The organism is Wolbachia endosymbiont of Tettigetta isshikii, assembly GCF_041154185.1.
In the GTDB taxonomy this organism is placed as follows: domain Bacteria; phylum Pseudomonadota; class Alphaproteobacteria; order Rickettsiales; family Anaplasmataceae; genus Wolbachia.
The window spans coordinates 1-23,220 of sequence record NZ_JBFTEN010000018.1; the positions used below are offsets into that span (position 1 = coordinate 1).

Here is a 23,220-nt window from a genome sequence, read left to right on the forward strand (position 1 = left end):
AAATCTATTTTCTATAACAAACGGGTTTTTATTGCCCATATGACTGGGTAAAGTTGCAAAATCACACAAATAAAAAATTTTTAAAAAACATAGTTGATAAGACATTATATCGTAACCGATGTTTCATACGAAATGATGCTAAATTGGTATGTGAACAGGGAAAAGTGTACTATCAAAATTAATATTGATAAAGATGGTGTATACCTTATTGAACGTAATGGAGTTACTGATGCTCAGTTACAAGCGAACAAAGATGTAAAAATAGGTGGTTTATTCTTGCACCAAATACAATTCAGGGAAAAAGGAAAAGGACAAGAGAATGAGATGCAAAAAGACAGTCAATCATTTGAAACTACAACAAGAGTTAGCAAGGATACTAATCAAAAGGACAAAAGAGATGTTGGTGTTCAAGCTACTTATATGAATCGAGGAATTAGTTCTCGGACCACTATATCATGGTCTGATAGTGAAAGTGATTTAAGCTACGAAAGTCAAGAAAAGAGTTCTCAGAACAAAAGAACTCCTACTCCACCGCCACCTAGAAGTAGTTCACTTCCACCTAAAGGAAACGTTTTCAGTGAGCAAACTTCTGCCAAGTTTGTAAGCCAAGATGATGGGCAAAGAGATAAACAGAATAATTCAACATCTGGTAATCACCAGAATGATAAATATCAGCCAACCACTGTATCGCATCTTGATAGTAAAGATAACTATGGTTTTCCATCTTCTGATCCTTTGGATAGTTCTACTTTCACTAAATCCGTAAGCCACAATCAAGATAATAGGCAAAATGATGAACGATATGATAATCCTACATTTACTACATTTGGACACACTTTACCTGGAAGCCAAAAACCAGATGGAAATGAACAAGAAAATTCGATGTCTGGTAACCAGCAACAACCTGAAATCCAGCAACAAAGCAACTAAAGTCCTTCATCTCCAACCCACGATAATCATGGACGATCTCGAGTAGATCCTGGACATTTGACAAGTAAACCTGAGGGAGAGAAGTTACATCACCACAAGGAAGACAAATTATCAGGAGAGCACGGAAAAAACAGTAAGGATCAAAGCAGTGAAGCTCACACGGTGTCAAGTGAACCAGTTAATAAAGAGTCAAAAAGTACTCGATCCACTAACTTAGCTGATCAAGCAATGTATGAGCTAAGGGAAGTGTTGAAAGAACCAGATAAAAGGTTAACAAAACCAGAACAACAAGTCGTTGAAAAAAATATTCCTAAAGATTCATTCTCAGAAAATATTTTGGAAGAAATAAAAGAAGATAAACCAATATATAAATGGCTAAAAGACAAGATTGAAGGCAAAGAAAATAATCAAAATCTAGATGTTCTAGAGGAAACATTATCCCAAAAAAGTGGTCAAGGTAATATTATAGAGAAAAGAGAGAATGATGATGGCAAACCTCTACCTTCAACTAGTACTGGTGAAAATATGTATGTTGGTAACACTCAATTACAAAAAAGGTTCTTATAGAAGTGGCCAGGAACATGAAGAAGAAGAGAGAAATTTTCAAAAAACAAAAGAAGCATTAGAAGAATGGAAGAAAAAAGAAGGAATGCTGAACAAAGTGACTCAAACCCTTCATCTCCGACTCAAGATAGTAATGGACAATCCCAAGTAGATCCTAAACAGTTAAAGAAGAGCCTCATGAATGCTGGACAAAGTAATGACACTCTACTTACTGAATTTACCAGTAAGTTGCATAGAGAAACTCAAAAGTTCCCACTAAGACCAGTGGATCAAAAAGAAATTAGTGAACAAACCAGAGAACGTTTACTAGCGGACGGGTTGCTAAAAGACAATTCAACAGATATAAAAAAAGTCGCAGAACGGGGGAATGTTGACACTAATCTGACTATAGATAAAAATAGCAATCTACATAGATTATTAGAAAAAGATGTAGCGCAACTGAAAGTTGGGGTAATAGAAGAAGAAAGGGAGGATACTCCAGCAGAACATACTGGTAGTCATGATCGCAATAGAATCGCATTGGGCAACAAAAACAGATTGCTTTGGACTAAACATGTTAAGCAACAACAAGAAAAAGATAAGGATAAAGGTGTGTCAATATAAATTGAGGTTAAAATAATTACTCAGCAAACAATAGGTTTCATGTAATGGTAACCCTATAACAGAAGAATAGGAACCACGTGAGAACAGTACAAACATTCCAGCAAGGCCTTGTATGTTGCACCCCCCTGCCCTATTTTTCCACTCTTCTGATGCTAAATAATATTTAATTTCTTGTTCACTGAGATGTTTAAATTTCACTATTGTAACTACAGCTCTAATATGCTGTTTGGACCGATTGGGAGTTAATAGGCACACACTTGTGTATACTCTATGCCTTCTTCCTGATAACAGGCGAATACATTTTTCTGCTCGCTCAACGTTTTCAGCTTTGAGCAATATCCTTCTACCGCAAGCAACGACTGTATCAACACCGAGCACAAAATAATTTGGGTTTGAGCTTTGTATTTTTTCAGCTTTACTCTTTGCCATACGGATTGAGTAATCTTTTGGAAGTTCCTTTTTTAAAGGAGTTTCGTCTATATCTGCTGGCAAAATTAAACCTGGCTTAATATTTATTTGTTTTAGTAGGGCTATACGCCTTTCTGACGACGAAGCAAGAATAAGATTATCTAGAGATCGTTCTGTCACTTGTACCTTTAAGCCTTCTAATTATCCTACCCTTTTTCGCATTCCTGTCGTAAATACTCATCTCTACCAATACTCTATCTCCAATAACAATGCGTATTTTACTTCTTCTGACTTTTCCCGATACATGACAAATGATTTCATGTTCGTTGTCTAGCTTCACTCTAAACTCTGCTGCAGGTAATAAAGCAGTTACTACTCCTTCCACCTCAAAAATTGTTTTCGATTTCTCGTCTTTTACCATTTGCTATTTATAATTAAACAACCTTTGTCAGTCTACCACAGATCTTAAAGAATATAAAAGACCTTTTATACTGCTCTCATCATTCAACTCTCCTTTCTTATAACCTATAGTGCTCAGATACCAACATGCCATCAAAAAAGACTGTCAAGTACTTTTATTTAGTTTAACTGCATCTTTTGCCTTGTCCAATAGTCCATTAACGAAACCAACTTCGCTTGGTTTATCAAGCAAATCAGATGCAATGTTAGTATATTCATTAATAACAACTGGAACTGGCGTATCACAATTAGCTAATTCACACATTGCAACACGCAAAATTGATAAGCTTAAGAGATTTAACCGTGAAAGAGACCAACTTGGATGTAAATAATGCTCTATTATCTTATCGTACCCCTCACTGTTTTTTATGACCTTACATGACAGCTTCTCTAAGAATTGGTAATCAAACTCCCCACATTCAAATATATCTGCTAACTTGTTTACATAGTCCCTAAGTTCACAATTTTCCAGCTCAAAAATGCTTTTGTCGTAACCTATAAAAATATTTGAGTAAGCAACTTGGACAGCAAGGTTCCTTGCTGTGCTTCTTCTTATACGCCATCCCTTATCTGTAGGTTCCTCCTCCATCAGCTTAATTTTTTGTATAAATCTATCATGTGCAAAACGGCTGAAGCTGCGTGGCCACCGACGTTCATTCTGTTCTTATCAGCCCTTACTAAAGCTTTATCTTTGCCGTCAGCGGTAATGACACCAATACCAAGAGGTACCGCATAACGCATAACAACTTCATTTAAGCCTTCGATTACTCCTTTACAAACGTATTGATAATGATCAGTCTCACCACGAATCACGCACCCAAGAGCTAAATAACCATCATAATTGACAGCTCGACTTTTGACCGCAAAAAGAATTGCAGCTGGTATTTCAAATGCACCGGGAACCTCAATTACATCATAACTTGCGCTGCTGCCTTTTAATTTATCGGTTGCACCTTCAAGTAAAAGGTTTGCTATTTCAGTATAGTAAATTGAATTAACTATTAGTATTTTCGACATTTATCCCTCCTTTTCTTGCTAAAAATAGCTTTATTAATGATTGTTGAATCAGAGTCATGACATTACTGAATATCCAATATATTACCAAACCCGCAGGAAAAGAGGAAAAAATGAAGATAGAAATGTAAGGTAAAAATCTCATAACATTCACCTGAACATCATCTCTGTTGATCTGATCTTTTTCACTGATCTTCTGCTGAATTATCATGGTAACACCTAAAATTATAGGCAAAATACCTATAGCAATAGGGAAATTGTAACTAAATAACCCAAATAATGTAAAAATGTTTGTTGGATCAGGAGCTGAAAGGTCCTTAATCCATAAATAAAAAGGAGCGTGTCTCATCTCTATAGTAACAAATAATACTTTATACAAAGCAAAAAACACCGGTACTTGTACCACCATAGGAAGAATGCTCGACATTGGGTTTACATTGTTTTTTTTGTACAATGCAATTATCTCCTTATGCTGTTTTAAACTATCATCTTTATGTAACTCTCTTATACGAGCCACTTCAGGCTGCAAATTTTTCATTTTGAACATTGAAACATACGACCTATTAGACAAAGGCAGCATCAAAAGTTTAATTACTAAAGTCAGCAACAATATTGCTAAACCAAAATTTCTCAAAACAAAGTTAAAGTATTCAAGAAGTAAAAACACTGGTTTGGTTATAAAGTAAAGAACGCCAAAATCTACAGCTTTGTCAAATAAAGGTATACCTAGAGTACTCTTATAAGAATCCAGCAAATTCAACTTTTTTGCTCCAGCAAAAAAGTAATTCACATTAGAAACACTTGCGCCAGGAAGTATGCTCTTGTAAGGCTTAACAAAATCTACTTGAAATTTATCAATGTTATTAACGTTCGTATGTTTAATGCTTACATTTATTTTATCAGATTTTTCAGGTATGATAGCTGTAAGCCAATACTTATCAGCAAAACCAAACCAATTCTTTTCATTTGTGTTTGCTTTTATTAGGTGTTTCTTGGCAACATCTTTATATGTCCATTCCTCCAATTTGTTATCAAATGCACCTATTGCTCCTTCATGTGATATCCAATAAGATTCGTTGATATTATCACGCTTACGGTTAATTTTACCATAAGAGACCAAGACTACATTATCCTTCGTATTATTTTCAATAATTTGTTCAACTTTAAACATGTAGTTATTGTCGAGGCTAATTTTCATCTTAAATAAAATGCCATTTTCATTATCCCAAAATAAATTGATTGCCTTTTGATTAGTAAGTTCATTTTCATCTGCCTGCCAGAACGTTTTGGAATCTGGAACTTTAATTTTACCACTTAGATCCAGCCACCCAAATTCTGCAAAATATACATCTTCTGATTCCGCAGGTGAAAGTAGCATCACTTGCGGAGAAGAAGAATTTGGTTCTAAATGGTAATTAGTTAAAATTAGGTCATCAAACCTGGCACCTTTTAAAGAAATCGACCCTTTAACCATATTATTGGTTAAGCTAATTCTTTGTTCTCGAGTAGAATTAATAATTTCGGAACGGTTTTGGTGTATTATAGGAGAAAGATCGTTAAAAGATTCTATGTGTTCAATATTTTCAATTGATGGATGATCTTGGTCTGTATTAAGAAAATTATCGTAAATAACACGCCAAGATAACATAATTAACACTGAAAGGACAGCTGCCAAAATTAGATTTCTTGCTTCTGACATAAAACTTAAGCTAAATGCATTTCCTTAAAGTGTATATTAAATATTGCACTAAAACAATAAAATTTACTTATTTTTAATAATAACTTTTAACGCTAATCTTTAAAATTTATTGTAATAGCTTCAAATTTTAACAATATGAACGCGGTAAAAAATCTAGTTATTTGGCTACTGATAATAGTTATCACCGCAATGTTCATTGATTCACAAGGAGACAAACTAAGCAATAGATTTCTTAGCACCTTTTTACCATATAAGGGAAGGATCCAAAATAGTGGAAGCATCGAATTTACGAAATCATATGATGGACACTTTTATATTCAAGCTCAAGTTAATGGTCGTAACATAACGTTTTTGCTCGACACCGGTGCAACCGATATTGTTCTATCGCAAAAAGATGCAGTAAATGCTGGTATTAATCTGCAGAATATTCAAGACTTTAAAATATATGAAACTGCAAAAGGTCAAATAAGAGCCGGAGTGGTTCAAATATCTCAAGTTAAAATAGGAAACTTTCTAATCAATGACGTACAGGCCAGTGTTAACACTCATTCTATGTCCCATTCATTACTTGGAATGAGTTTCTTGAGATATTTTCATTTCACTATAAGAGATAATAAGTTGATATTATACCGCGAATCTACTTATTAAAGCTCTGGAGATCAATATAGGAGCAGAGATAAATATTGCAGAACAAGTGCCAATTGCAATACCAAAAAAAATAATCAAGCTGAAGTCTCTGACTGCACCTGTACAAATTAACGTCAAAGGAAGAGCAGCGAGCATGGTCGTACCCGAAGTCAAGACAGTGCGAAACAATGTAGCGTTAATACTTGCATCTACCACTTCACTCATATGTCTGTCTTTACTACTTTTTTGATATTCTCGAATTCGATCATATATAACTACTGAATTATTGATTGAATAACCAATTATGGTGAGGAGAGCTGCAACTGATGAGATATTAAACTCGATGCCAGTCAGGCTAATAAAACCGACGGTTAAAATCACGTCATGGACTAGTGCTATTATTCCACCAAACCCACATTGCCAATTAAACCTGAGCCAAACGTAGAAAAATATTCCAACGATTGCAATCAACATGGATAATATTCCTTTAAATATCTGTGTTGAGCCTATTTGTGGACCAACATAGTCTATCTTACGATAGCTTGCCGAGCCACCTAGCTTTTCTTCTAGTATGCTTTTTATCTTTTTAATCTTATCCTCATCTCCTTCCTCTTTAAAGCGCATGACTAAATTGTCACCTGCTTTTGAACTCTCCACCGTAAAGCCATTTTCTTTCAATGCATCAAGAATAGTACGATCTTCACTTGAAGATTTTATTTCCATCAAAATTCCACCTGTAAAATCTATGCCTAAATTCACTCCCCGTAGCACAACAGTGAGTATCGAAAAAATGATCAGAATAATACTAATGAGTGCAGTCAACTTTCTATATTTACTAAATTTGATATCGAGATTGTCTGGAATAAGTCTAACTGCCATGTTCTTTGCTTAAACTTAAATTTTATATACTTTTCAAAAGATTCACTAGTTTATTTTGTGATAGGAGTCATGCAATTTCATCAGCTAATAAACCGGTTATTTGGCAGATAACATCGATAGAAATACCTAACCTAAGTAGATTCCGTGCAACTTCAACCTTAACTACTTTTATAACCTCTTTTTTGTGAACTTGCACGCTGTATGGTCCCAGAGATACTGTCTTTACTGTCAACAAGTTATTTGACTAAAAAGATAAAAAATAACAAAACAATTCAAATTAAGATCACATCTTTTATAAATTAGTGTAACTGTGGATAAGTACTTTTAGTTTGTGTAGGCGTACTTATCCACAGTTACACTGGCTCTTCACCAAGCAACTCTGTTAAAGTCAACGTAAAATAGTTAATCTACTATGATATCAAAATTCCAAGCACGATCTTTTATATTTAATGCTCAAGACTGTTGAGCATTACAGACATTGCTACTTACTGTTAAAATTATTTCACTAAACCACCATTAAATGGCTGATTCTTTTTAAGAATTCCAAAAAAATATATGCATTAGTTTTCTCATCAACGCAACAATTATAACCATTGTACATTTTCCTTTACTGCTAAACACTGGCAAAACTTTTAAAAGTGAGGGTTAAAGTTTTTGACCACTATAGCTGTCATATAAAGAGCTTTGCGAATACGCTCAGATCCTATTTTACATATTCGACCTTTTTTATTTACGGATGATCCTGATTGGTAATGTTTGGGATTTAGACCAGCAAAGGCTGTGAATTGCCTAGCGTGATCAAAACTGAAGGCATTTCTGCAACAACAGCAATAGCAGTGAGATGTCCTATACCTTTTATAGTCTTGATGTTTCCTGCCATGTTTTCTAGATGTTGGTAGTTATTGATGTGCTCGTCAATTTCTTTCTCTAGTGCAGCAATTTGTGTTTCTATTGCAGCAATTACCTCAAGTATGACAACTAGAATGCATATTTTTATTTTCCAGGCGATTCATCTGTTGTAACTTGTTATCTTTAAGTGTTTGCAAACAACGATAAAGCTCCATTAAACACTTAACTTCAGGAAGAATAGGTTTCCAAAGGGCAGGTTTGTTAGCAATGCAGAATCTAGCAATCATAGCAGCGTCCGACTTGTCTGTTTTGTTTCTCAGCAGCTCACTTTTACCAAAAGCCTTGATTTGAGCTGGGTTCACCACACTTACATTATGTCCCAGGTTATACATAAAAGCAACCAGATCTTCACTATAACAACCAGTTGCTTCGAGACATAGATACTGCTCCATGATCAAACTACAAGCTTTTCAAAACCCTCCTTGTTGTTGCAAAAAATTTTATGTCGTTCTTTCTTGCCTACCGACAAATGAACATCAAATTTTTGTTTAGAAATGTCTACACCTAAAACAGCGTTTGCTTGAATAAAACCACCTCCGAGGCTATAATAAATTGAGAGTTTAGACCAACCTTGTAAATACGGGATATAATTCCAAAGCAGTCTTTCAACTCTGTTGGAAGGGGAGCAAAATCTCTGTAGCAGCCTTATTGGCATCAGCGTGATAACGGCTTCACCCTTCCTATAAGATATTTTAACTCTAATATCTTACATAGCGAAAGATACAAGTGTGATGGTATGGGTTTAGTATAAATAGCTCAGGAGATTTTGTCCACTGAGAACATATAAATTCAAAAGGAGTAAGACCATTAAGAGTTTTGAGTCTCTTTGCATAATTGTAAGCCATGACAAAATCATAAAGATGCTTTGTGAGTTGCTGATGTGATCGGTAGTAGTATTTTTTAACAATAGCATTTTTTAAAGTTTTGTTCATACGTTCAACTTGCCCATTCGTCCAATGATGGCTGATTTTTGTTAGACGATGTTCAATGTTATGTTCTTCACAAACCCTATCAAATATGTGTTGAAAAGCGTGCTTATGACGCTAAGAGGTTGTCCACAAACCAGTAAAATTAAAGAAAATTCCTATTTATCATAACCTTAGTTATAGCTAGGTATATGAAATTCTCAGTGGATGTTGTCAGTCTCCTTCGATAGCCTTTTATTCCTATTAACCCAAGCAAAAGTCCCTTCTACAACCCATCTTCTTGGCTGTACTTTAGCCCGCTCTCTCTTACAGACAACAACTCAGTTATTGTATCTTTATGTACCCAAAATCTACATTGAGGTCTTTTCACAATTTCAATATCTATCACATATTCTTCCTTTATATGATTTTTTAAATTTCTTCCTTGATATCTCATATCAGCCCACATTTTTTTAACGTTAGTATATTTTTTCTCATATTATCCAATGCTATTTTAATACCGTCCCTGTCATTTTTACTAGCAGAACCCACATAACAGCCTAATATAAAACCTTGAGTGTCTTTAATTATATGCCTTTTTCTACTTTTTACTTTTTTACTTCCATCATAACCTTTAATCCACCTTTTTCTGTAGTTTTAACAGATTGGCTATCTACTATAGAAGAACTTGGCTGATCATTTCTTCCTATTATTCTTCTACTATATTTGGTAATTTGATAGTTCATTTTTTCAAAAATCCCCTGTCTCTTCTACCTCCTAAATTGTTCATGTACTCCCTTCCACAGTGGAAAATCGTGTGGCAAGCAGCTTCATTGGCATCCTGTGCGTAATATGTACAGAATTGCATTTAATATTTCTCTCTTGCTATACCTTGGTGGTCTTCCTCCCTTCTTGTACGATACTCTGAAGTATTTTTCTATTCTTGTCCACTCCCTTTCACTTTAATCTGTTGGATATTTTTTCCTCATTCTTTACCTCCTATTCTATCTTCATATACTACATATTTCTTGGTTTGTGGACACCCTCTAAAGTAGTAAATTTAAAGCTTATTCTAAGTTTAAAGAGTATATATTGCCTAAATTTCTGATCAAAGAGGAACAAGTTTGGCAAAAAATAATGATATTATTAGCGGAACGTAAAATAGTCCCACTGCAGTACTGATGAGAAGCAGCAAAGTAGCTCTATCTGGTTGATAATTTAAAATATTAGCAAGTATTACACTGGATCCAGAAACAGGAATAATAGCTAGCAACATCAGCGCTTTATATATACTCTCATCGTATATACCTGTGATATGTTTGTCTGTCAGGACAATTCCCAAAACAAATAATGGCCAGAATACGTACTTTGCTATAATAGTGGTCAAAGCGAGTTTCCAATCTATTTTAAAATTTGTAATTTGCGCAATACTCACTCCAAGTAGCACCATTCCTAATGTAATAAATGTACTTCTAATATTCATCATAACATCTGTTAGAAAAGCAGGTATTTGTATATCGCATACACTCAAAAAGAAGCCCAGAATCATCGCATAGGACGAAGGAAGTCTGAACAGCCTTAACATGCATTCTTTTGCGGTGTATATACCGTTTGCAGCTATATAAAATCCTAAGCTATTTTCAAACAGTGCCATTCCTATATAACAGACAACATATACAGACACCGAATCTTCGTCAAATAAAGTCATAGCAATTGGCAAGCCAAAATAACCCATGCTTGTACTGCCTGAGCTAAATGCCAATATGTTTTTCGTGTTGTCCTTAAATAAAAAAGAAGAAAGATAATACACCGATAAGGACATAGTGCTACCTATAAACCATATCAAAATCGGCAAAGAGACTACTTTTAAATTGACCTCTGTATGAGATACTCCATACAGAATCACTATTGGGTTAGCTATATAAAAGAGTATTTGAGATATAGTATTTCTATCAATCTTAAGGAATTTTCCTGCTAAATAACCAATAAGTATTGTAATATAAATAGGTAATATTTTGAGAAAAAGGGTAAAGAACATACTAGCCTAATTATAATCCTTCTTGATACTTCCAACTGATAAATTGACATTAGATCTTAAGACATTGTAAAAGTAAATAAAATTTATTTTCCAATTTACCCAACTCATAGTTATTTAAAAAGATCCATTTAGTGCTAAGAACCGCTTTTACAAAACATAAGAATGATATTTTTATGATAAAATTATGTTAAGTTTTTATAAAGCTTCTTGCATATCTTTCAATAGTGGTAGCTTTGCTAAAAAGTAAAGTTTAGTTTCGCTTGGCCTTGTTGTACACTTTCAAGTGATATAGGATACAAATCCTAACTACTTTTGTTGCAAAATAAGCGCTTTGTAGGCAAGCATAAACGATAGAACTAATTATACTTTTCCAAAGATGAGTGATGCGTTAGTGCCGCCAAAGCCAAACGAATTAGAAAGTGCATATTGGATTTTGTGCTCTTGAGCTTTAAACGGTACAAAATTTAAATCACATCCCTCTGAAGGTTTGTGCAGATTTAAAGTTGGTGGAGTAATTCCTTCATTTAACGCAAGAATACTGAATATCGCTTCAACGCTGCCTGCAGCACCAAGTAAATGTCCTATAGAAGATTTGGTTGAAGAAACTGGTATCTTATAAGCGTAGTCACCAAATAACTGTTTTATTGCTATTACTTCGATTTTATCTCCAAGTGGCGTTGAAGTTCCGTGTGCATTGATATACCCAATTTGATTTGGACTAATTTGTGCACTCTGTAAGGCAAGCTGTATTGCCTTCAACGCACCTCTTCCGCTCTCATGCGGAGCGGTAATATGATAAGCATCCCCCGTTAGTCCATACCCAGTAAGTTCTGCATATATTTTTGCTCCTCTTCTCTTTGCGTGTTCATACTCTTCTAATACTAGTATACCTGCTCCTTCACCCATAACAAATCCATCGCGCTTTTCATCCCACGGTCTTGAAGCTTCTTCAGGCTTATCATTAAATTTAGTTGATAATGCCTTCATAGATGCAAAGCCTGCAATTCCAACCCTACAAAGTGCACTTTCTGCCCCACCTGCGATCATTACATCTGCTTCATCAAGTTTTATAGCTCTTGCTGAGTTTATGATTGCATGCGCACCTGTTGCACATGCGGTTACCGCTGAATCGTTCGGACCTGTAAATCCGTATTTAATAGAAATATGGCCAGATATCAAATTTATCAAACTTGCAGGAACAAAAAATGGGCTGACACGTCTAGGCCCTTTTTCCTGCATAACAATTACGTTCTCCTGAATTGATGGAAGACCGCCTATACCAGAGCCAACAACCACACCAACGCGCTCCCGATCTATATTTTGACTTTCTAAAATTAGTGAATCGTTCACTGCCTGAATAGCTGCTGCAGTGCCGTAATGGATAAAACGATCTGTTCTTTTTAGGTCTTTTTCAGAGATATAATCTAGCGGGTTAAAACATTGCTTAATGTTATTACCTTGTAGGTGAACTTGTCCTGCAATCTTGCTTGCAAGATCGGAAGCATCAAACCTGCTGATTTCCTTTATACCAGACTCACCACCTATTAACTTAAGCCAAGTGTTTTCAACATCTGCCGCCAGTGGAGTAATTAAGCCAATACCTGTAACTACTACTCTTCTGCTCATTTAATACTAATTATTGGTTTTTTTATTACTGATGTACTCAACTATCTGCTCTACAGTTTCCATTTTTTGTGCATCTTCATCGGGAATTTCTATGCCAAACTCTTCTTCTGCCGCCATGATTATCTCAACTGCATCTAAACTGTCTGCGCCATGCTCTGAAAGCTTTGAGGAGCTGCTAAAATTCTCTACATCCTTACTAATGTGCTCCAGTACAATCTTTTTTACTTTTTCTTCTATGTCTTCTCTAGTGCTTTTTGCTAGTTCGCTACTCATTTTTTACCAAAAAATAACCTATTCTTTGATGTTATAAAAAATTTTCATGTTTGCAATACCTTTTATGGTTGATAGACTATTACAAAATTTTCTATTGCCATAGCTGAAATATGCTTCAATATTATGCGCTGGGAAATTAACAAACTCAAAAATGCTAGATGAAATAACAAAAGATCTACTTATTGCAGAAATAAACAAATTTCTACCTGAAGATAGCCAAAGCAAGCTTATATCGGCTATGCGTTATGCGCTTCTTGCTCCTGCGAAATATATACGTCCATTTTTAGTCACAGCTTCATCACGAGTATTTAATGTTAAAGCTAAAAAAGTAATACCAATTGCCGTGGCAATTGAGTGTGTTCACACCTACTCTCTAATTCACGATGATTTGCCATGTATGGACAATAGCGATATTCGCAGAGGTCAGCTAAGTTGCCATAAAAGATTTGACGAAGCAACAGCAGTGCTTGCTGGAGATGCGCTACTTACCCTTGCTTTTGAAATATTATCCTCTCTAAATGAAAGCAGCAACAAACGCTGTGAAGTTATAAAAGTACTCTCTCAAGCGATAGGAACTAAGGGAATGGTAGGAGGACAGATTTTAGATATTGATGCAGATTTCTCCAAAATAAAAGAAATCCATTTATTAAAAACCGCAAAACTATTTGCAGCTTCATGTGAAATAGGCGCTATAATGGGAAATGCTACAGATAAGCAACGAAGAGCGTTACATGACTATGGAATAAACCTAGGGCTTATTTTTCAGGCCAAAGATGATATTGAAGACCACAAGCAAGATGAGGTAAGTAACTTAATGTCTATACTCGGTAAAAGTGAAACAGAGAACTATATAGAAAGTCTCTTTAAACAAGCTTTAGATAATTTTGGTAAACTTTCAGGCAAAACTAATTATTTATACAATTTATTGAATCTAGTAAAAAATGATGGTTAGGAAAATTATATTACAATTACTTATTTCCATAGTAATAATTTTCACTCTAACTTCCGCTTTTGTGTTCACCATCGTTCAAATAAACAAAAGCAGACCAGAAAAGAGAGACAAGCTTTATGAGTTAAATACTACGAATGATGACTTGGTACAGACAATAGCATATTACCTAGTGAAGCCAATACTTGAATCAGCACTTGACCACTATATCGCAAAGCATGGGTTGAAGGAGTATTTAAAAGAAATAACACAGCAGGAAAGAGAGGAAAATTCAATAAACTTCTATGAAATTACAGAAGGCAGTGGCAGCAGAGCTCTATGTGGTCAAGAAGTCCTGCTGCAAATGTATAAAATATCTAATAACCTAGCGATACCACTTCCGAGTCAAGTCCCTAATGTTACTTTGAAAATAGGTCAAGATAATTGGAAAGAGGTGGGCCTAGGAATAATGGGTATGAAAGAAGGAGGAGAGCGTGTAGTTACTGTAAACATTACCAATGACAACAAAACGAGCTTTAACTCTTACTATGTCAAACTAATCGAGGTAAAAGATAGATATCCCGATTCAGTAAATAATATGACGATTTTCAATGATTTAATTAATAGGGCTGGAAAACAAGTAAGATGCGGTGACGAGGTGTCAATTAAGTATAGCGTAATGGGGCATAATGGTGAATATATAATCAAGGATCAAACAGCGCAATTCAAAGTTGGTGATAAAAGAGTACCGCTTGCCATAGAGCTTGGAGTAGTTGGAATGAGAGCTGGTAATAAAAGAACTATCATTTCTCTACCGGAACTTTTGAATGTTACTGATGGTATGTTAATCGGAGACATAGATTTTGACGAAGAAAATGTTTCTATAATTAATCTCAGCTTAGATGCCAAAGCTTAAAGGCAAGATACTCTAAAATATTACTTGGTAACTGAAGAAAATAACAAAAGTACATATCGCGGTGATAACTGGTGGTAAAACCAGAAAGATAGGTGTCTTTTTAACGAAAAAATTCTTGGAAGGCTTTGAGAAAAAAGCATTGTAAATTATTGGCAAAAAGCACATAGCATTGAGTATAGTGCTTATTATTAACACAAGAGTAACAAATACAGAAAGTGCTACATTACCAGAGCTAAAAACAGCCTGAAAAATGAGAAACTTACCCCAGAAAGTTGGAGCAGGTGGTACTCCGATCATAGATAACGCACCTATAGTAAACGTTGCCATAGTAATTGGCATATTTCGTCCTATGCCGTGAATTCTATCTACATATTTCTCACCTGTTTTCGTTATTATGCTACCCGCAACAAAGAATAGAGTGATTTTTGCAAATGCATGACAAACTAACTGAAAAACTGCGACTCTTGCGCTAAGGTCGCTAAAAATTGAAGCAAAGAGTATAACATATGATAATTGGGAAACGGTAGAGTAGGCAAGCAATTTTTTCAATTCTTTCTGCTTGAGTGCAATCAGTGAAGCAACAATGATGGTAAATCCTGCAGCATAAGGCAGCCATCCTCCAGCAAACCAACTTTGTTGTGCAAAGCGTTGCAAATTATCGGTGCCAAAAGTGTACAATATGACTTTTATAATGATGAAAACCCCGGATTTCACAACAGCAACAGCATGTAGCAGCGCACTCACAGGAGCTGGTGCAACCATTGCTTTTGGTAACCAAAAATGCATTGGCATTAATGCAGCTTTGCCTATTCCGTAAATCAGCATAGCAAAACACACTGCAATGAAAGTGACGAGCGAAGTGTCAAATTTAAATATTCCACCGCTTACAAAGTCTAGAGTATGAAATTTACTGTATAAGAACCCGAGAACTGGAAAAAATAGTACTAAGGAAGAAAAAAACAGCACACCAAAATAATAACGCCCAGCTATCATTGATTCATTTGTTGCGTTATAGGTGACAAGAGGATAAGTACTCATAGTCAAGAGCTCATAAAAGACAAATGTAGTAAGCAAATCGCCAGAAAAAGCAATAAACATTGCACAGCTGATCGATATTGAAAGAAAACACAGGAAACTTGAGTAATTATTACTAGAATAGTTATTCTGCATATAAGATATTGCGTATACGCTGGTTAATATCCACAAAAACGATATTAATAAACTAAATACCACTCCTGTGGACTCTAGCTTTAAACTAATGTGCAAGTTACTGCCAAAATCCATAAGGATAAATTGAGAATGATCACCATATGCACAATATAAAGCGCACAGACACGTATACGTAAATAAAAGTATAGAAGAGGCAACAGTAACGCCGTTGCTTACTCTAGGCCATTTGCCGGTAAAAAAGATAACCACTGCGCCAAGCAGCGGAATTAGTGCAGTAATTAACAAATAATTTTCAGTAATAAAAAATAGTAAGGAAAGAGCTGTTAAAACATATTTCATTAAATAATTCATTCTTTTGCTTGGGTAAAGCTACGATTATACCCAAGTCACAGAAACACTGCCACTTTTTTGGTAAATTAGTTTTATGTATATATGGCATAAGCTTGATAGAAGAACGACTGTTCCCCTATCTTCTCCACCTTCTTATATTTGACATAAACAAACTTTTGCACCTGCTCATATGTGCTTCCAACATGTTTTATAATTGAAACAATGCGCATAAACCATCAACTATTTTCAATAGCTTTACCCTCCGTTTTCACTTCTTCCATGCTGCTTTTAGGAGGCAATGGTGGTGCAAGTGGTTTTTTGTTCATAGAATTTAGGTTTATACCTCTCCTTTGCTGGTGATAGTTCCACGCTTCTTGAACGGTCTGATGTGTATGCTCCCCATCATTATAGTTTCCTCTCACAGAGTTTGAATCTCTTTCTTTTGCTGAGGATGATAGGCAAGCTCTTCAAGACTCTGAAATATAGGCTCTCCATTATTATAGTTTTTCCTATAGAGTTTGAGTTTATATCTTTCTTTTGCAAATCAGCATTCAATAACTTCGATATTTCTTGCTCCAGCTGCTTACCTTTATAATTATTGCCAAGGTCTTTGATCTTCTCTTTCTTTTTTATAATTTGATCTAGGGCGTCAATAGTATAGGTTTTTATTTTTTGAGCATCTATCGGCTTATCTCCTTTGACAGTAATTTCACTACTTCCTTTCTTACTACTTATATTATAGCCCTGCTCTCCAATTTTTGCTGCCACTTCTCTTCTAAATAAATTGCAAATAGCATCTATTGTTTTCTGAGCACAATCTTTAAAAAAAGCTTTGATTGCCTTGAACTCCTGTGCTAAGAAAAAGGTTTGAGTATGTGCGTACTTTTTTCCTGGTGATAACTTTTCAGTATTCTGAAGTACAGCGGCTACTTGTTGAGAGTCAAGCATCATTGCATGACGTTTTGAGCGTGTTAGTTCTGCTTGTGCTTCAGATAATTTAATATCTTGTTTTTTATTCTCACCATCAGTAACCATATCATCACTTGATTTCCTTTTTTTATGAGGCAACGGTGTTGATAACTCTTTTTCAGAGGATGATTCATGAATACCCTGAAGATTTTGGTGTATACTTTCCTCAGGTACTATTTTTGATGCTTTAAATCCTTCTATTACTCAATCTAAAACACCTTCTATTATCTTCTGAACCTTCTGAATATCTATTGGCTCACTCCATTTGACAATAATGCCAGCTTGCTTTTCCTTACTACTCACACCATATCCTTGCTCTTTGATTGCTTTTATTACTTCTTGTTTAAATAAATATTGGGCATTATATATTTCTTTTCTTGAGCTATTACCATTTTCGATAAAAAAAAAAGAACTGATTTTTTTCATGTCTTTCTTTAAAGAAACAGCCCTTTTATTAGTTTCAGCATGTACAGATTCTTGCACTAAGTTGGCACTAATAAATTCTTGCACTTTCCCTAGGTAATCAACATTTTTGCTTTCCTTAGGCACTTGCACACCTTCAAATTTGATTTTTTTATATCTTCAATGTTTAGCCCATTTTTTCAATCCATCCATTTCTTTCGTTCATTGATTCAATGAACTCATTAACCTTCTCAATATTTTTTCATCATCATCAACCAACATAACAGTTTTTGGTAACTGACCATTGTGTTTATTCTTATATTCCGGAATTGCTCTGCAGATGTGCAAATTTTTTCCAACTTGATTTCGTTGATCTTTTTGTAACTTGGGATTATAACTTTCTGGAAATCCGCCAAACACAGAAATACTGTCTGCCTGTTCTTTAGATAAGCCCAGATAATTTTCTACAACCCTTTTCACAGCATTTGGATATCCTGTGTATGATGCAATGTTAACTTCCACTCCATTTGAAAGTGCAGATTGCAACACAGATTTTAATGTTTCCTCGTTTTTATTCCGTCTGTATTCTCTAGAAATTTTCTTATATCAGCACCTGTTACTGCATTATTTTGAGTAAAATCAAAGTCACTTTTTCTTAACCTAGAAAAAGCATTATGCATATGCCCATTAGTGATAGTGTTATCAAAATCGAATTTTAACAGGGCATTATTTCCTTTAGCCATATCTTCACCTCATAATTTTTACCAATTAAGGATAAAGGCTAACACTAATAGATTAATTATTTACTATAGTGCTTTCAAAGTTAATAGAAAGATAATAAGAAAGAAAAGCTAATAGCGTGGAGAAAAGACTTAAGAAGAGATAAGGTCACAACATTTCACTAACCCAGTTACTCTTTTCCTGATGTAACCTATCATCTAATATTGCCTGTCTTATTGATTCCATAAGCTTATTCATGAAGAATACATTATGAATGGTGATGAGGGTGTAAGCTAGCAGTTCTTTAGCTTTCAATAAATGGTGTATATAAGCTCTCGAATGTTTTCTGCAGGTAAAACACAAACAGTCACTTTCAATTGGATCATTGTCCAGCTCAAATTGTTGATTTCGCAAATTAACATGCTCCTTGCACTTTGAAGCAATAGAATTCCTATTTTTCACCTTAACAAGCGCACCACCATGTCTTGCCAAGCGAGTTGGATGCACACAATCAAAAGTGTCAATCCCAAGCTCTACTGCGCGAAAGATGTCCACAATTCCACCAATACCAAGCAAATGAGTAGGCTTATCTTTTTTTAAGTACTCCATAGTAAAAGAAACTACATCATACATCTGCTCCTTACTCTGACCAAGTGATCCACCTATTGCTTGACCGAAAAACGGTAAATCATTGATAAAATCACAGCTTTCTCTGCGCAGATCTTGATATACTCCGCCTTGGCTAATTCCATACAGTGCTTGTTTGCCATCATTACTTTTTTCAAGTTCATTTAAAGAACGTTCAGCCCATCTATGGCTCATGAGCATTGATCTTTGTGTGTATTCTTTGCTGACGTGAAATGGTGTGCATTCATCTAAAACCAAGATTAAATCCGCACCTAATTTTTGTTGAATTTGTATAGATTTTTCAGGAGTTAAACAATAAGTTTTACCATTGATATAAGAACGAAAAATTGCCCCATCCTCATTAATTTTGATCAGAGTTTTTTGTTTCTTTCTTATTCCCTTTATTTCTTCGGAAACTGATCCGTGTCCCAGGCTAAATATCTGGTATCCACCAGAATCAGTTAGCATCGGTCCATTCCATCCCATCATCTTGTGTAAACCACCAAGTTTTGCTACGGTATCCTCTCCCGGTTGGAGCATGAGGTGATAGGTGTTGGAAAGTATTATCTGAGTACCAGCTTCACCGATTCTCTCAATATCTGCAGCTTTAATTGCAGCTTTGGTTGCACAAAATATAAACGCTGGTGTTTCTATGCTTCCATTTGGAGTTTCAATTGTGCCAACTCTTGCAGAACCTGATTGCTCGGTTATCCTAAATGAGAACCCTTCTTTCATTTATTTGTTTGAAAGCTCTGCTATGATGTTTTCTACTTTTTCGGGAGTAAGATTCTCATAAAAATTGTCATTGATCTGCACAACAGGAGCATTAACGCATGCACCAAGACATTCAACTTCTTTTAAAGTAAACAGATTATCTTTGGTAGTCTCACCTATATTGATCCCAAGCTTCTTTTTAAAGGTATTTAACACTTCTTCGCTACTGCATAACCAGCAAGGGGTTGTCCTACAAACTTGTATCAGATATTTACCCACTGGTTTTAAATTATACATGGTGTAAAAACTTGCTACTTCGTATACGCGAATATGTGGAATATGTAGCATATCAGCAACGTAGCGCATGGCAGACTCAGGAACCCATCCACATTGTTCTTGAACCAGATATAGTAAAGGCATAACAGCACTACCTTCTTTACCTCTTGGGTACATCTCTATAAACTTTTTTGCTTTCCTTAGGTTTTTCGATGTAAAACTAAACTGCTCTCCTTTTTCTTTCATCTGTAAGGTTCATGTAAATCTCAACAGATTATACTTAAAGAGTCAATAATTGCAATTAGACTTCTCACATGAAAAGGCAATTATTTTTGGTGTTCTTTGTGTGTTCTTAAATTGCTTTAGCAATAAATATTTAAGAAATTTACTAAATTGGAAAAAAGACAAAAGAATCCCGTGGTAGAAGTTGCTCACTCTCTAATCCTGCAAATTGGTGTACTATACTGTCTTAAACGACTTATAAGCGCGTTTCATCTTGTATAGGGAAAAACCTAGAAGTCTAGGTGAAATTAATAAAGACATGAGGTGCACATAGTGCAAAAAATTAAACATAAGACACCAACCGTGATGCTTTCGTCGTTTAATCTGCACAGATTGAAGCTAAATGAATAGCTCCAATGCTATAATAAGGGTAACAGCGAAGGTTGTCAAGTAGTTTTTTGTTTCTATATATCTAGTGCGCTGCCAAAAACTATGCAGGAACTATTGCAATTTCTCCGCAAATTTCAAATTTAATGCGTTCAGGCATATGATTATTCCCAGCAAAACCATAGGTACTGAAAGCAACTGCCCCATAGTCAAATCAAGCCATAAATAGCCAACTTGGTAGTCTGGTTCACGGAAAAACTCAACTATAAAACGCACTATTCCATACCACATAACTGCAATACCAGTTAATGCACCACGATATAGCCTTATTCTAGTCAAGAAAAACAGTGAATTTATAGCTGCAAAAAATAGCAGTCCTTCCAAAAATGCCTCATAGAGCTGACTTGGGTGGCATAGCAAATTATCACCACTTTCTGGAAATAACATGCCCCATGGCACAGTTGTAACTCTGCCAAATAGCTCTCCGTTTATAAAATTGCCTATGCGACCTAAAAATAAGCCTACGGGAACTCCGCAAGAAATTAGATCCAGTGTGTAAAATATAGGAATGTTATGTCTTTTACACGAAATGATCACCACACATAAAACTCCTATGGCACCACCGTGAAATGACATTCCTCCTCCCCAGGTTTTCAGTATCTCAACAGGATTGCCCATATAAAAAACTGGATCGTATATCAACACGTAGCCAAGCCTGCCACCAAGGATAATACCTACAATAATGGCTGTTAACAATGAATCATAAAAACTCCTGGTAAATATTTTTTGGTTGTCCAATTTGTGTAAATACCAATATGCAAAGACTATACCTAAAACATATGCCAAAGAATACCAATATATAGAGACAGGACCAATGCTAAAAATTACTGGATTTAAAGACATACCTTGCTACAAATCATTCTTAGACAATCTACTTTTCTCACGATCCCACTCTCTCTGTTTTATGGTTGCTCTCTTGTCATAGAGTTTTTTTCCTTTTGCAATGGCAATTTTAGTTTTTGCCAATCCTTTGTCATTGAAATAAATTGAAAGTGGCACAACAGTTATTCCAGCAGTTTTAATCTGGCCAATTAGTTTATTTATCTCTTTTTTATGCAGGAGTAATTTACGTTCCCTTTTCGGCTTATGGTTTCTTTTGTTTGCAGCTTTATATTCTGCAATATGCATATTGTGCAGCCATATTTCACCGTTTTTTTTAATAACGTAAGCGTCAGAAATGTTTGCTTTTCTTTCCCTCAGCGATTTAACCTCACTACTGAGTAGGACCATACCTGCTTCAAATTCTTCTAAGATAAAGTATTCAAACCTTGCTTTTCTATTTTCCGCAATAACTTCCATATTTAAAGACACCCTTGAGCTTTAATATAATACAGGATTTTCAGCTCTTGCAGCAATGTTAAAAAATAATGTTCTAGAGTTTCTACATTCAAAGGCAAAATACTTTTTGGATAGGCTGATGTAGCTGAATTTTTTTCCAAAGAGATAGTTGATTAAAAAAAAGATGTTGAAGTTATGGGGTAAACAAGGTGCCAGAGCTTCTCTTTAAAAGTGCAAAAAGCAATCTAGGTAAAATCAGCAGGAACTCAATTGAAGAACTAACACATAGTTTGGAATCAATAGAAGAATCAATAGGAAAACTTGACAAAATACTTTTAGAGCAAGGTAAAAAGGGCGAAGATTGCAAATTATTAACTACTGTACCAAGAGTTGGTATTATAGTAGCAATGACATAAAAGCTGCGATCCATATAGGTTTGAAACATCTTATGCAGTTGGAGCCTATATGGGATTGAAACGTACGCTTCTGGAGAGATTGATCGTCATGGAAGTATATCAAAAATGGGACCAGTGGAAATATGTTGTACGAAGCTGCACAACTCTTACTAACAAGATGTAAAAGGACATTTCAATTGAAAAGCTGGTGGGCTAAAGCTTGCAAAAATAAGGGTATGAAGAAAGCAATTATTGCTGTGACGCGGAAGTTGTCTATAATCATGCACCGGATGTTGGTTAGCAAAACAGAGTTTTGTTATCAATAAATGCAAGAAAGTATATAATTTTATGTAGAGTAAAGATAGCAATGCCGATGGAAGGGATAAGCAAGATCTTTGGTTGAAGCATAGACTTCGGAAGACACATCTTGCCGTCCACTTCCGCATAACAAGTATAGTGCGGCTTGGTAGATTGTTGCCATACTAGGCTCTGTGGACAAAAAATATAAAGAGGGAAAAAAAGTGGTAGTTTAACCAAGTGAATATAAAAATGGAGAAACTACCTAATGGAATATTATATAAAAGAATGAATTTGGAAACAAATTTTAGAGTTCATAAAAAGTATAAAAGGAATGCATAGCAAAGACGAAAAACGTTTAAGAGTATTCATAGAAGCAATATGGTATATAGCGCGAAGTGGTTGTCAGTGGCACCTTTTCCCGAAGATTTATGGTAATTACAGAATTATACATAAGCGATTTAAAAGATGGTGTGAAAAAAATGTTTGGGCAACGAGTATACCAAACAAGAACCAGATTTAGAAGTTGCCATAATCGACGGTACGATTATCCAAGCTCATCCATGTTCAGCTGGTTATAAAAAGCACTCCCAGG

28 protein-coding genes and 3 pseudogenes are annotated in these 23,220 nt (G+C 35.2%); 8 read left to right on the forward strand and 23 right to left on the reverse strand.

Features of this window, described 5'->3' with window-relative positions; genetic code table 11:
* Positions 1–93 precede the first annotated feature (93 nt).
* The 3 genes from AB6N09_RS04105 (at position 94) to AB6N09_RS04115 (ending at position 2,097) form a co-directional block, all read left to right on the forward strand.
* A complete protein-coding gene (locus tag AB6N09_RS04105; protein WP_411131675.1) occupies positions 94–930 on the forward strand; it encodes a hypothetical protein in 837 nt (278 codons plus the stop codon).
* A 57-nt stretch (positions 931–987) separates the two neighbouring features.
* On the forward strand, positions 988–1,497 hold the full coding sequence (locus tag AB6N09_RS04110) for a hypothetical protein (protein ID WP_411131676.1): 510 nt from the start codon (positions 988–990) through the stop codon (positions 1,495–1,497).
* A gap of 63 nt (positions 1,498–1,560) precedes the next feature.
* A complete protein-coding gene (locus AB6N09_RS04115) occupies positions 1,561–2,097 on the forward strand; it encodes a hypothetical protein (RefSeq protein ID WP_411131678.1) in 537 nt (178 codons plus the stop codon).
* On the opposite strand, the gene AB6N09_RS04120 is transcribed toward AB6N09_RS04115, so the two are convergent.
* The 5 genes from AB6N09_RS04120 to yidC form a co-directional block, all read right to left on the reverse strand.
* Positions 2,089–2,685 (reverse strand): Maf family nucleotide pyrophosphatase, encoded by a 597-nt coding sequence (locus AB6N09_RS04120; protein ID WP_411131680.1) that lies wholly within the window; start codon positions 2,683–2,685, stop codon positions 2,089–2,091. The two genes, AB6N09_RS04115 and AB6N09_RS04120, sit on opposite strands and share 9 nt — an antisense overlap.
* Positions 2,663–2,926: a translation initiation factor IF-1 gene (gene infA, locus AB6N09_RS04125; RefSeq protein ID WP_411131681.1), complete on the reverse strand. Its 264-nt coding sequence runs from the start codon at positions 2,924–2,926 to the stop codon at positions 2,663–2,665. Before infA ends, AB6N09_RS04120 begins: the two co-directional genes overlap by 23 nt.
* 144 nt (positions 2,927–3,070) lie before the next feature.
* The gene (gene nusB / locus AB6N09_RS04130; RefSeq protein ID WP_411131682.1) at positions 3,071–3,553 is read right to left on the reverse strand and encodes a transcription antitermination factor NusB; all 483 of its coding nucleotides are present in this window, start codon (positions 3,551–3,553) and stop codon (positions 3,071–3,073) included.
* Complete coding sequence (locus tag AB6N09_RS04135) at positions 3,553–3,981, reverse strand: 6,7-dimethyl-8-ribityllumazine synthase (RefSeq protein ID WP_411131683.1); 429 nt, start codon at positions 3,979–3,981, stop codon at positions 3,553–3,555. Before AB6N09_RS04135 ends, nusB begins: the two co-directional genes overlap by 1 nt.
* Positions 3,959–5,677 carry a membrane protein insertase YidC gene (yidC, locus tag AB6N09_RS04140; RefSeq protein WP_411131684.1) on the reverse strand — a complete coding sequence of 573 codons (1,719 nt, stop codon included), beginning with the start codon at positions 5,675–5,677 and terminating at the stop codon, positions 3,959–3,961. The genes AB6N09_RS04135 and yidC overlap by 23 nt, the downstream gene beginning before the upstream one ends.
* Positions 5,678–5,812: 135 nt before the next feature.
* Here yidC and AB6N09_RS04145 point away from each other — a divergent pair, with 135 nt between their 5' ends.
* Positions 5,813–6,325: a TIGR02281 family clan AA aspartic protease gene (locus AB6N09_RS04145; protein WP_411131685.1), complete on the forward strand. Its 513-nt coding sequence runs from the start codon at positions 5,813–5,815 to the stop codon at positions 6,323–6,325.
* On the opposite strand, the gene secF is transcribed toward AB6N09_RS04145, so the two are convergent.
* The 8 genes and pseudogenes from secF to acpP form a co-directional block, all read right to left on the reverse strand.
* Positions 6,302–7,183 (reverse strand): protein translocase subunit SecF, encoded by an 882-nt coding sequence (gene secF, locus AB6N09_RS04150; RefSeq protein WP_411131686.1) that lies wholly within the window; start codon positions 7,181–7,183, stop codon positions 6,302–6,304. The genes AB6N09_RS04145 and secF overlap by 24 nt on opposite strands.
* 67 nt (positions 7,184–7,250) lie before the next feature.
* On the reverse strand, positions 7,251–7,379 hold the full coding sequence (locus AB6N09_RS04155; protein ID WP_411131687.1) for a hypothetical protein: 129 nt from the start codon (positions 7,377–7,379) through the stop codon (positions 7,251–7,253).
* Positions 7,380–7,680: 301 nt separating this feature from the next.
* Positions 7,681–8,618 (reverse strand): annotated as a pseudogene (locus AB6N09_RS05755) (IS110 family transposase).
* Positions 8,619–8,790: 172 nt separating this feature from the next.
* Positions 8,791–9,129: pseudogene (locus AB6N09_RS04170) on the reverse strand (integrase core domain-containing protein); the annotation flags it as partial.
* Positions 9,130–9,163: 34 nt separating this feature from the next.
* Positions 9,164–9,938 (reverse strand): annotated as a pseudogene (locus AB6N09_RS04175) (IS5 family transposase).
* A 167-nt stretch (positions 9,939–10,105) separates the two neighbouring features.
* Complete coding sequence (locus AB6N09_RS04180) at positions 10,106–11,035, reverse strand: AEC family transporter (RefSeq protein ID WP_411131689.1); 930 nt, start codon at positions 11,033–11,035, stop codon at positions 10,106–10,108.
* Positions 11,036–11,395: 360 nt separating this feature from the next.
* A complete protein-coding gene (gene fabF, locus AB6N09_RS04185) occupies positions 11,396–12,661 on the reverse strand; it encodes a beta-ketoacyl-ACP synthase II (protein ID WP_411131690.1) in 1,266 nt (421 codons plus the stop codon).
* 6 nt (positions 12,662–12,667) lie between these two features.
* A complete protein-coding gene (gene acpP / locus AB6N09_RS04190) occupies positions 12,668–12,934 on the reverse strand; it encodes an acyl carrier protein (RefSeq protein WP_411131692.1) in 267 nt (88 codons plus the stop codon).
* 151 nt (positions 12,935–13,085) lie between these two features.
* On the opposite strand from acpP, the gene AB6N09_RS04195 reads away from it, so the two are divergent.
* Positions 13,086–13,886, forward strand: coding sequence for a polyprenyl synthetase family protein (locus AB6N09_RS04195; protein ID WP_411131693.1), 801 nt, complete (start codon positions 13,086–13,088; stop codon positions 13,884–13,886).
* Positions 13,879–14,778, forward strand: coding sequence for an FKBP-type peptidyl-prolyl cis-trans isomerase (locus tag AB6N09_RS04200; RefSeq protein ID WP_411131705.1), 900 nt, complete (start codon positions 13,879–13,881; stop codon positions 14,776–14,778). The genes AB6N09_RS04195 and AB6N09_RS04200 overlap by 8 nt, the downstream gene beginning before the upstream one ends.
* A 12-nt stretch (positions 14,779–14,790) precedes the next feature.
* Here the strand turns inward: AB6N09_RS04200 and AB6N09_RS04205 are convergent, their stop codons facing one another.
* The 10 genes from AB6N09_RS04205 to smpB form a co-directional block, all read right to left on the reverse strand.
* Entirely contained in the window at positions 14,791–16,287 is a 1,497-nt protein-coding gene (locus tag AB6N09_RS04205; RefSeq protein ID WP_411131694.1) for a proton-conducting transporter transmembrane domain-containing protein, read from the reverse strand.
* Between the two features lie 227 nt (positions 16,288–16,514).
* Entirely contained in the window at positions 16,515–16,700 is a 186-nt protein-coding gene (locus AB6N09_RS04210) for a hypothetical protein (protein WP_411131695.1), read from the reverse strand.
* Positions 16,684–17,346 (reverse strand): hypothetical protein, encoded by a 663-nt coding sequence (locus AB6N09_RS04215; RefSeq protein ID WP_411131696.1) that lies wholly within the window; start codon positions 17,344–17,346, stop codon positions 16,684–16,686. The genes AB6N09_RS04210 and AB6N09_RS04215 overlap by 17 nt, the downstream gene beginning before the upstream one ends.
* Before the next feature lie 105 nt (positions 17,347–17,451).
* Positions 17,452–17,802: a hypothetical protein gene (locus AB6N09_RS04220; RefSeq protein WP_411131697.1), complete on the reverse strand. Its 351-nt coding sequence runs from the start codon at positions 17,800–17,802 to the stop codon at positions 17,452–17,454.
* Positions 17,803–17,871: 69 nt separating this feature from the next.
* Positions 17,872–18,198 carry a hypothetical protein gene (locus tag AB6N09_RS04225; protein WP_411131698.1) on the reverse strand — a complete coding sequence of 109 codons (327 nt, stop codon included), beginning with the start codon at positions 18,196–18,198 and terminating at the stop codon, positions 17,872–17,874.
* Between the two features lie 5 nt (positions 18,199–18,203).
* Positions 18,204–18,392, reverse strand: coding sequence for a hypothetical protein (locus tag AB6N09_RS04230; RefSeq protein ID WP_411131699.1), 189 nt, complete (start codon positions 18,390–18,392; stop codon positions 18,204–18,206).
* Positions 18,393–18,537: 145 nt separating this feature from the next.
* Positions 18,538–19,731 (reverse strand): tRNA guanosine(34) transglycosylase Tgt, encoded by a 1,194-nt coding sequence (gene tgt / locus AB6N09_RS04235; protein WP_411131700.1) that lies wholly within the window; start codon positions 19,729–19,731, stop codon positions 18,538–18,540.
* The gene (gene nuoE, locus AB6N09_RS04240; RefSeq protein WP_411131701.1) at positions 19,732–20,232 is read right to left on the reverse strand and encodes an NADH-quinone oxidoreductase subunit NuoE; all 501 of its coding nucleotides are present in this window, start codon (positions 20,230–20,232) and stop codon (positions 19,732–19,734) included.
* Between the two features lie 477 nt (positions 20,233–20,709).
* Positions 20,710–21,498, reverse strand: a complete 789-nt coding sequence (gene lgt, locus AB6N09_RS04245; protein ID WP_411131702.1) for a prolipoprotein diacylglyceryl transferase — start codon at positions 21,496–21,498, stop codon at positions 20,710–20,712.
* Positions 21,499–21,504: 6 nt separating this feature from the next.
* Positions 21,505–21,954, reverse strand: a complete 450-nt coding sequence (smpB, locus tag AB6N09_RS04250) for an SsrA-binding protein SmpB (protein WP_411131703.1) — start codon at positions 21,952–21,954, stop codon at positions 21,505–21,507.
* A 188-nt stretch (positions 21,955–22,142) separates the two neighbouring features.
* Here smpB and AB6N09_RS04255 point away from each other — a divergent pair, with 188 nt between their 5' ends.
* Both AB6N09_RS04255 and AB6N09_RS04260 read left to right on the forward strand, forming a co-directional pair.
* A complete protein-coding gene (locus AB6N09_RS04255; protein ID WP_411131704.1) occupies positions 22,143–22,349 on the forward strand; it encodes a hypothetical protein in 207 nt (68 codons plus the stop codon).
* A gap of 580 nt (positions 22,350–22,929) precedes the next feature.
* Positions 22,930–23,148, forward strand: a complete 219-nt coding sequence (locus tag AB6N09_RS04260; protein ID WP_411131706.1) for a transposase — start codon at positions 22,930–22,932, stop codon at positions 23,146–23,148.
* The last annotated feature ends 72 nt before the right edge of the window (positions 23,149–23,220 follow it).

Coding starts and splice junctions, on each gene's coding strand:
- AB6N09_RS04115 (WP_411131678.1), top strand. CDS start 1,561: ATGGAAGAAAAAAGAAGGAATGCTGAACAAAGTGACTCAAACCCTTCA.
- infA (WP_411131681.1), bottom strand. CDS start 2,926: ATGGTAAAAGACGAGAAATCGAAAACAATTTTTGAGGTGGAAGGAGTA.
- nusB (WP_411131682.1), bottom strand. CDS start 3,553: ATGGAGGAGGAACCTACAGATAAGGGATGGCGTATAAGAAGAAGCACA.
- AB6N09_RS04135 (WP_411131683.1), bottom strand. CDS start 3,981: ATGTCGAAAATACTAATAGTTAATTCAATTTACTATACTGAAATAGCA.
- yidC (WP_411131684.1), bottom strand. CDS start 5,677: ATGTCAGAAGCAAGAAATCTAATTTTGGCAGCTGTCCTTTCAGTGTTA.
- AB6N09_RS04145 (WP_411131685.1), top strand. CDS start 5,813: ATGAACGCGGTAAAAAATCTAGTTATTTGGCTACTGATAATAGTTATC.
- secF (WP_411131686.1), bottom strand. CDS start 7,183: ATGGCAGTTAGACTTATTCCAGACAATCTCGATATCAAATTTAGTAAA.
- AB6N09_RS04180 (WP_411131689.1), bottom strand. CDS start 11,035: ATGTTCTTTACCCTTTTTCTCAAAATATTACCTATTTATATTACAATA.
- fabF (WP_411131690.1), bottom strand. CDS start 12,661: ATGAGCAGAAGAGTAGTAGTTACAGGTATTGGCTTAATTACTCCACTG.
- acpP (WP_411131692.1), bottom strand. CDS start 12,934: ATGAGTAGCGAACTAGCAAAAAGCACTAGAGAAGACATAGAAGAAAAA.
- AB6N09_RS04195 (WP_411131693.1), top strand. CDS start 13,086: ATGCTAGATGAAATAACAAAAGATCTACTTATTGCAGAAATAAACAAA.
- AB6N09_RS04200 (WP_411131705.1), top strand. CDS start 13,879: ATGGTTAGGAAAATTATATTACAATTACTTATTTCCATAGTAATAATT.
- AB6N09_RS04205 (WP_411131694.1), bottom strand. CDS start 16,287: ATGAAATATGTTTTAACAGCTCTTTCCTTACTATTTTTTATTACTGAA.
- AB6N09_RS04230 (WP_411131699.1), bottom strand. CDS start 18,392: ATGGCTAAAGGAAATAATGCCCTGTTAAAATTCGATTTTGATAACACT.
- tgt (WP_411131700.1), bottom strand. CDS start 19,731: ATGAAAGAAGGGTTCTCATTTAGGATAACCGAGCAATCAGGTTCTGCA.
- nuoE (WP_411131701.1), bottom strand. CDS start 20,232: ATGAAAGAAAAAGGAGAGCAGTTTAGTTTTACATCGAAAAACCTAAGG.
- lgt (WP_411131702.1), bottom strand. CDS start 21,498: ATGTCTTTAAATCCAGTAATTTTTAGCATTGGTCCTGTCTCTATATAT.
- smpB (WP_411131703.1), bottom strand. CDS start 21,954: ATGGAAGTTATTGCGGAAAATAGAAAAGCAAGGTTTGAATACTTTATC.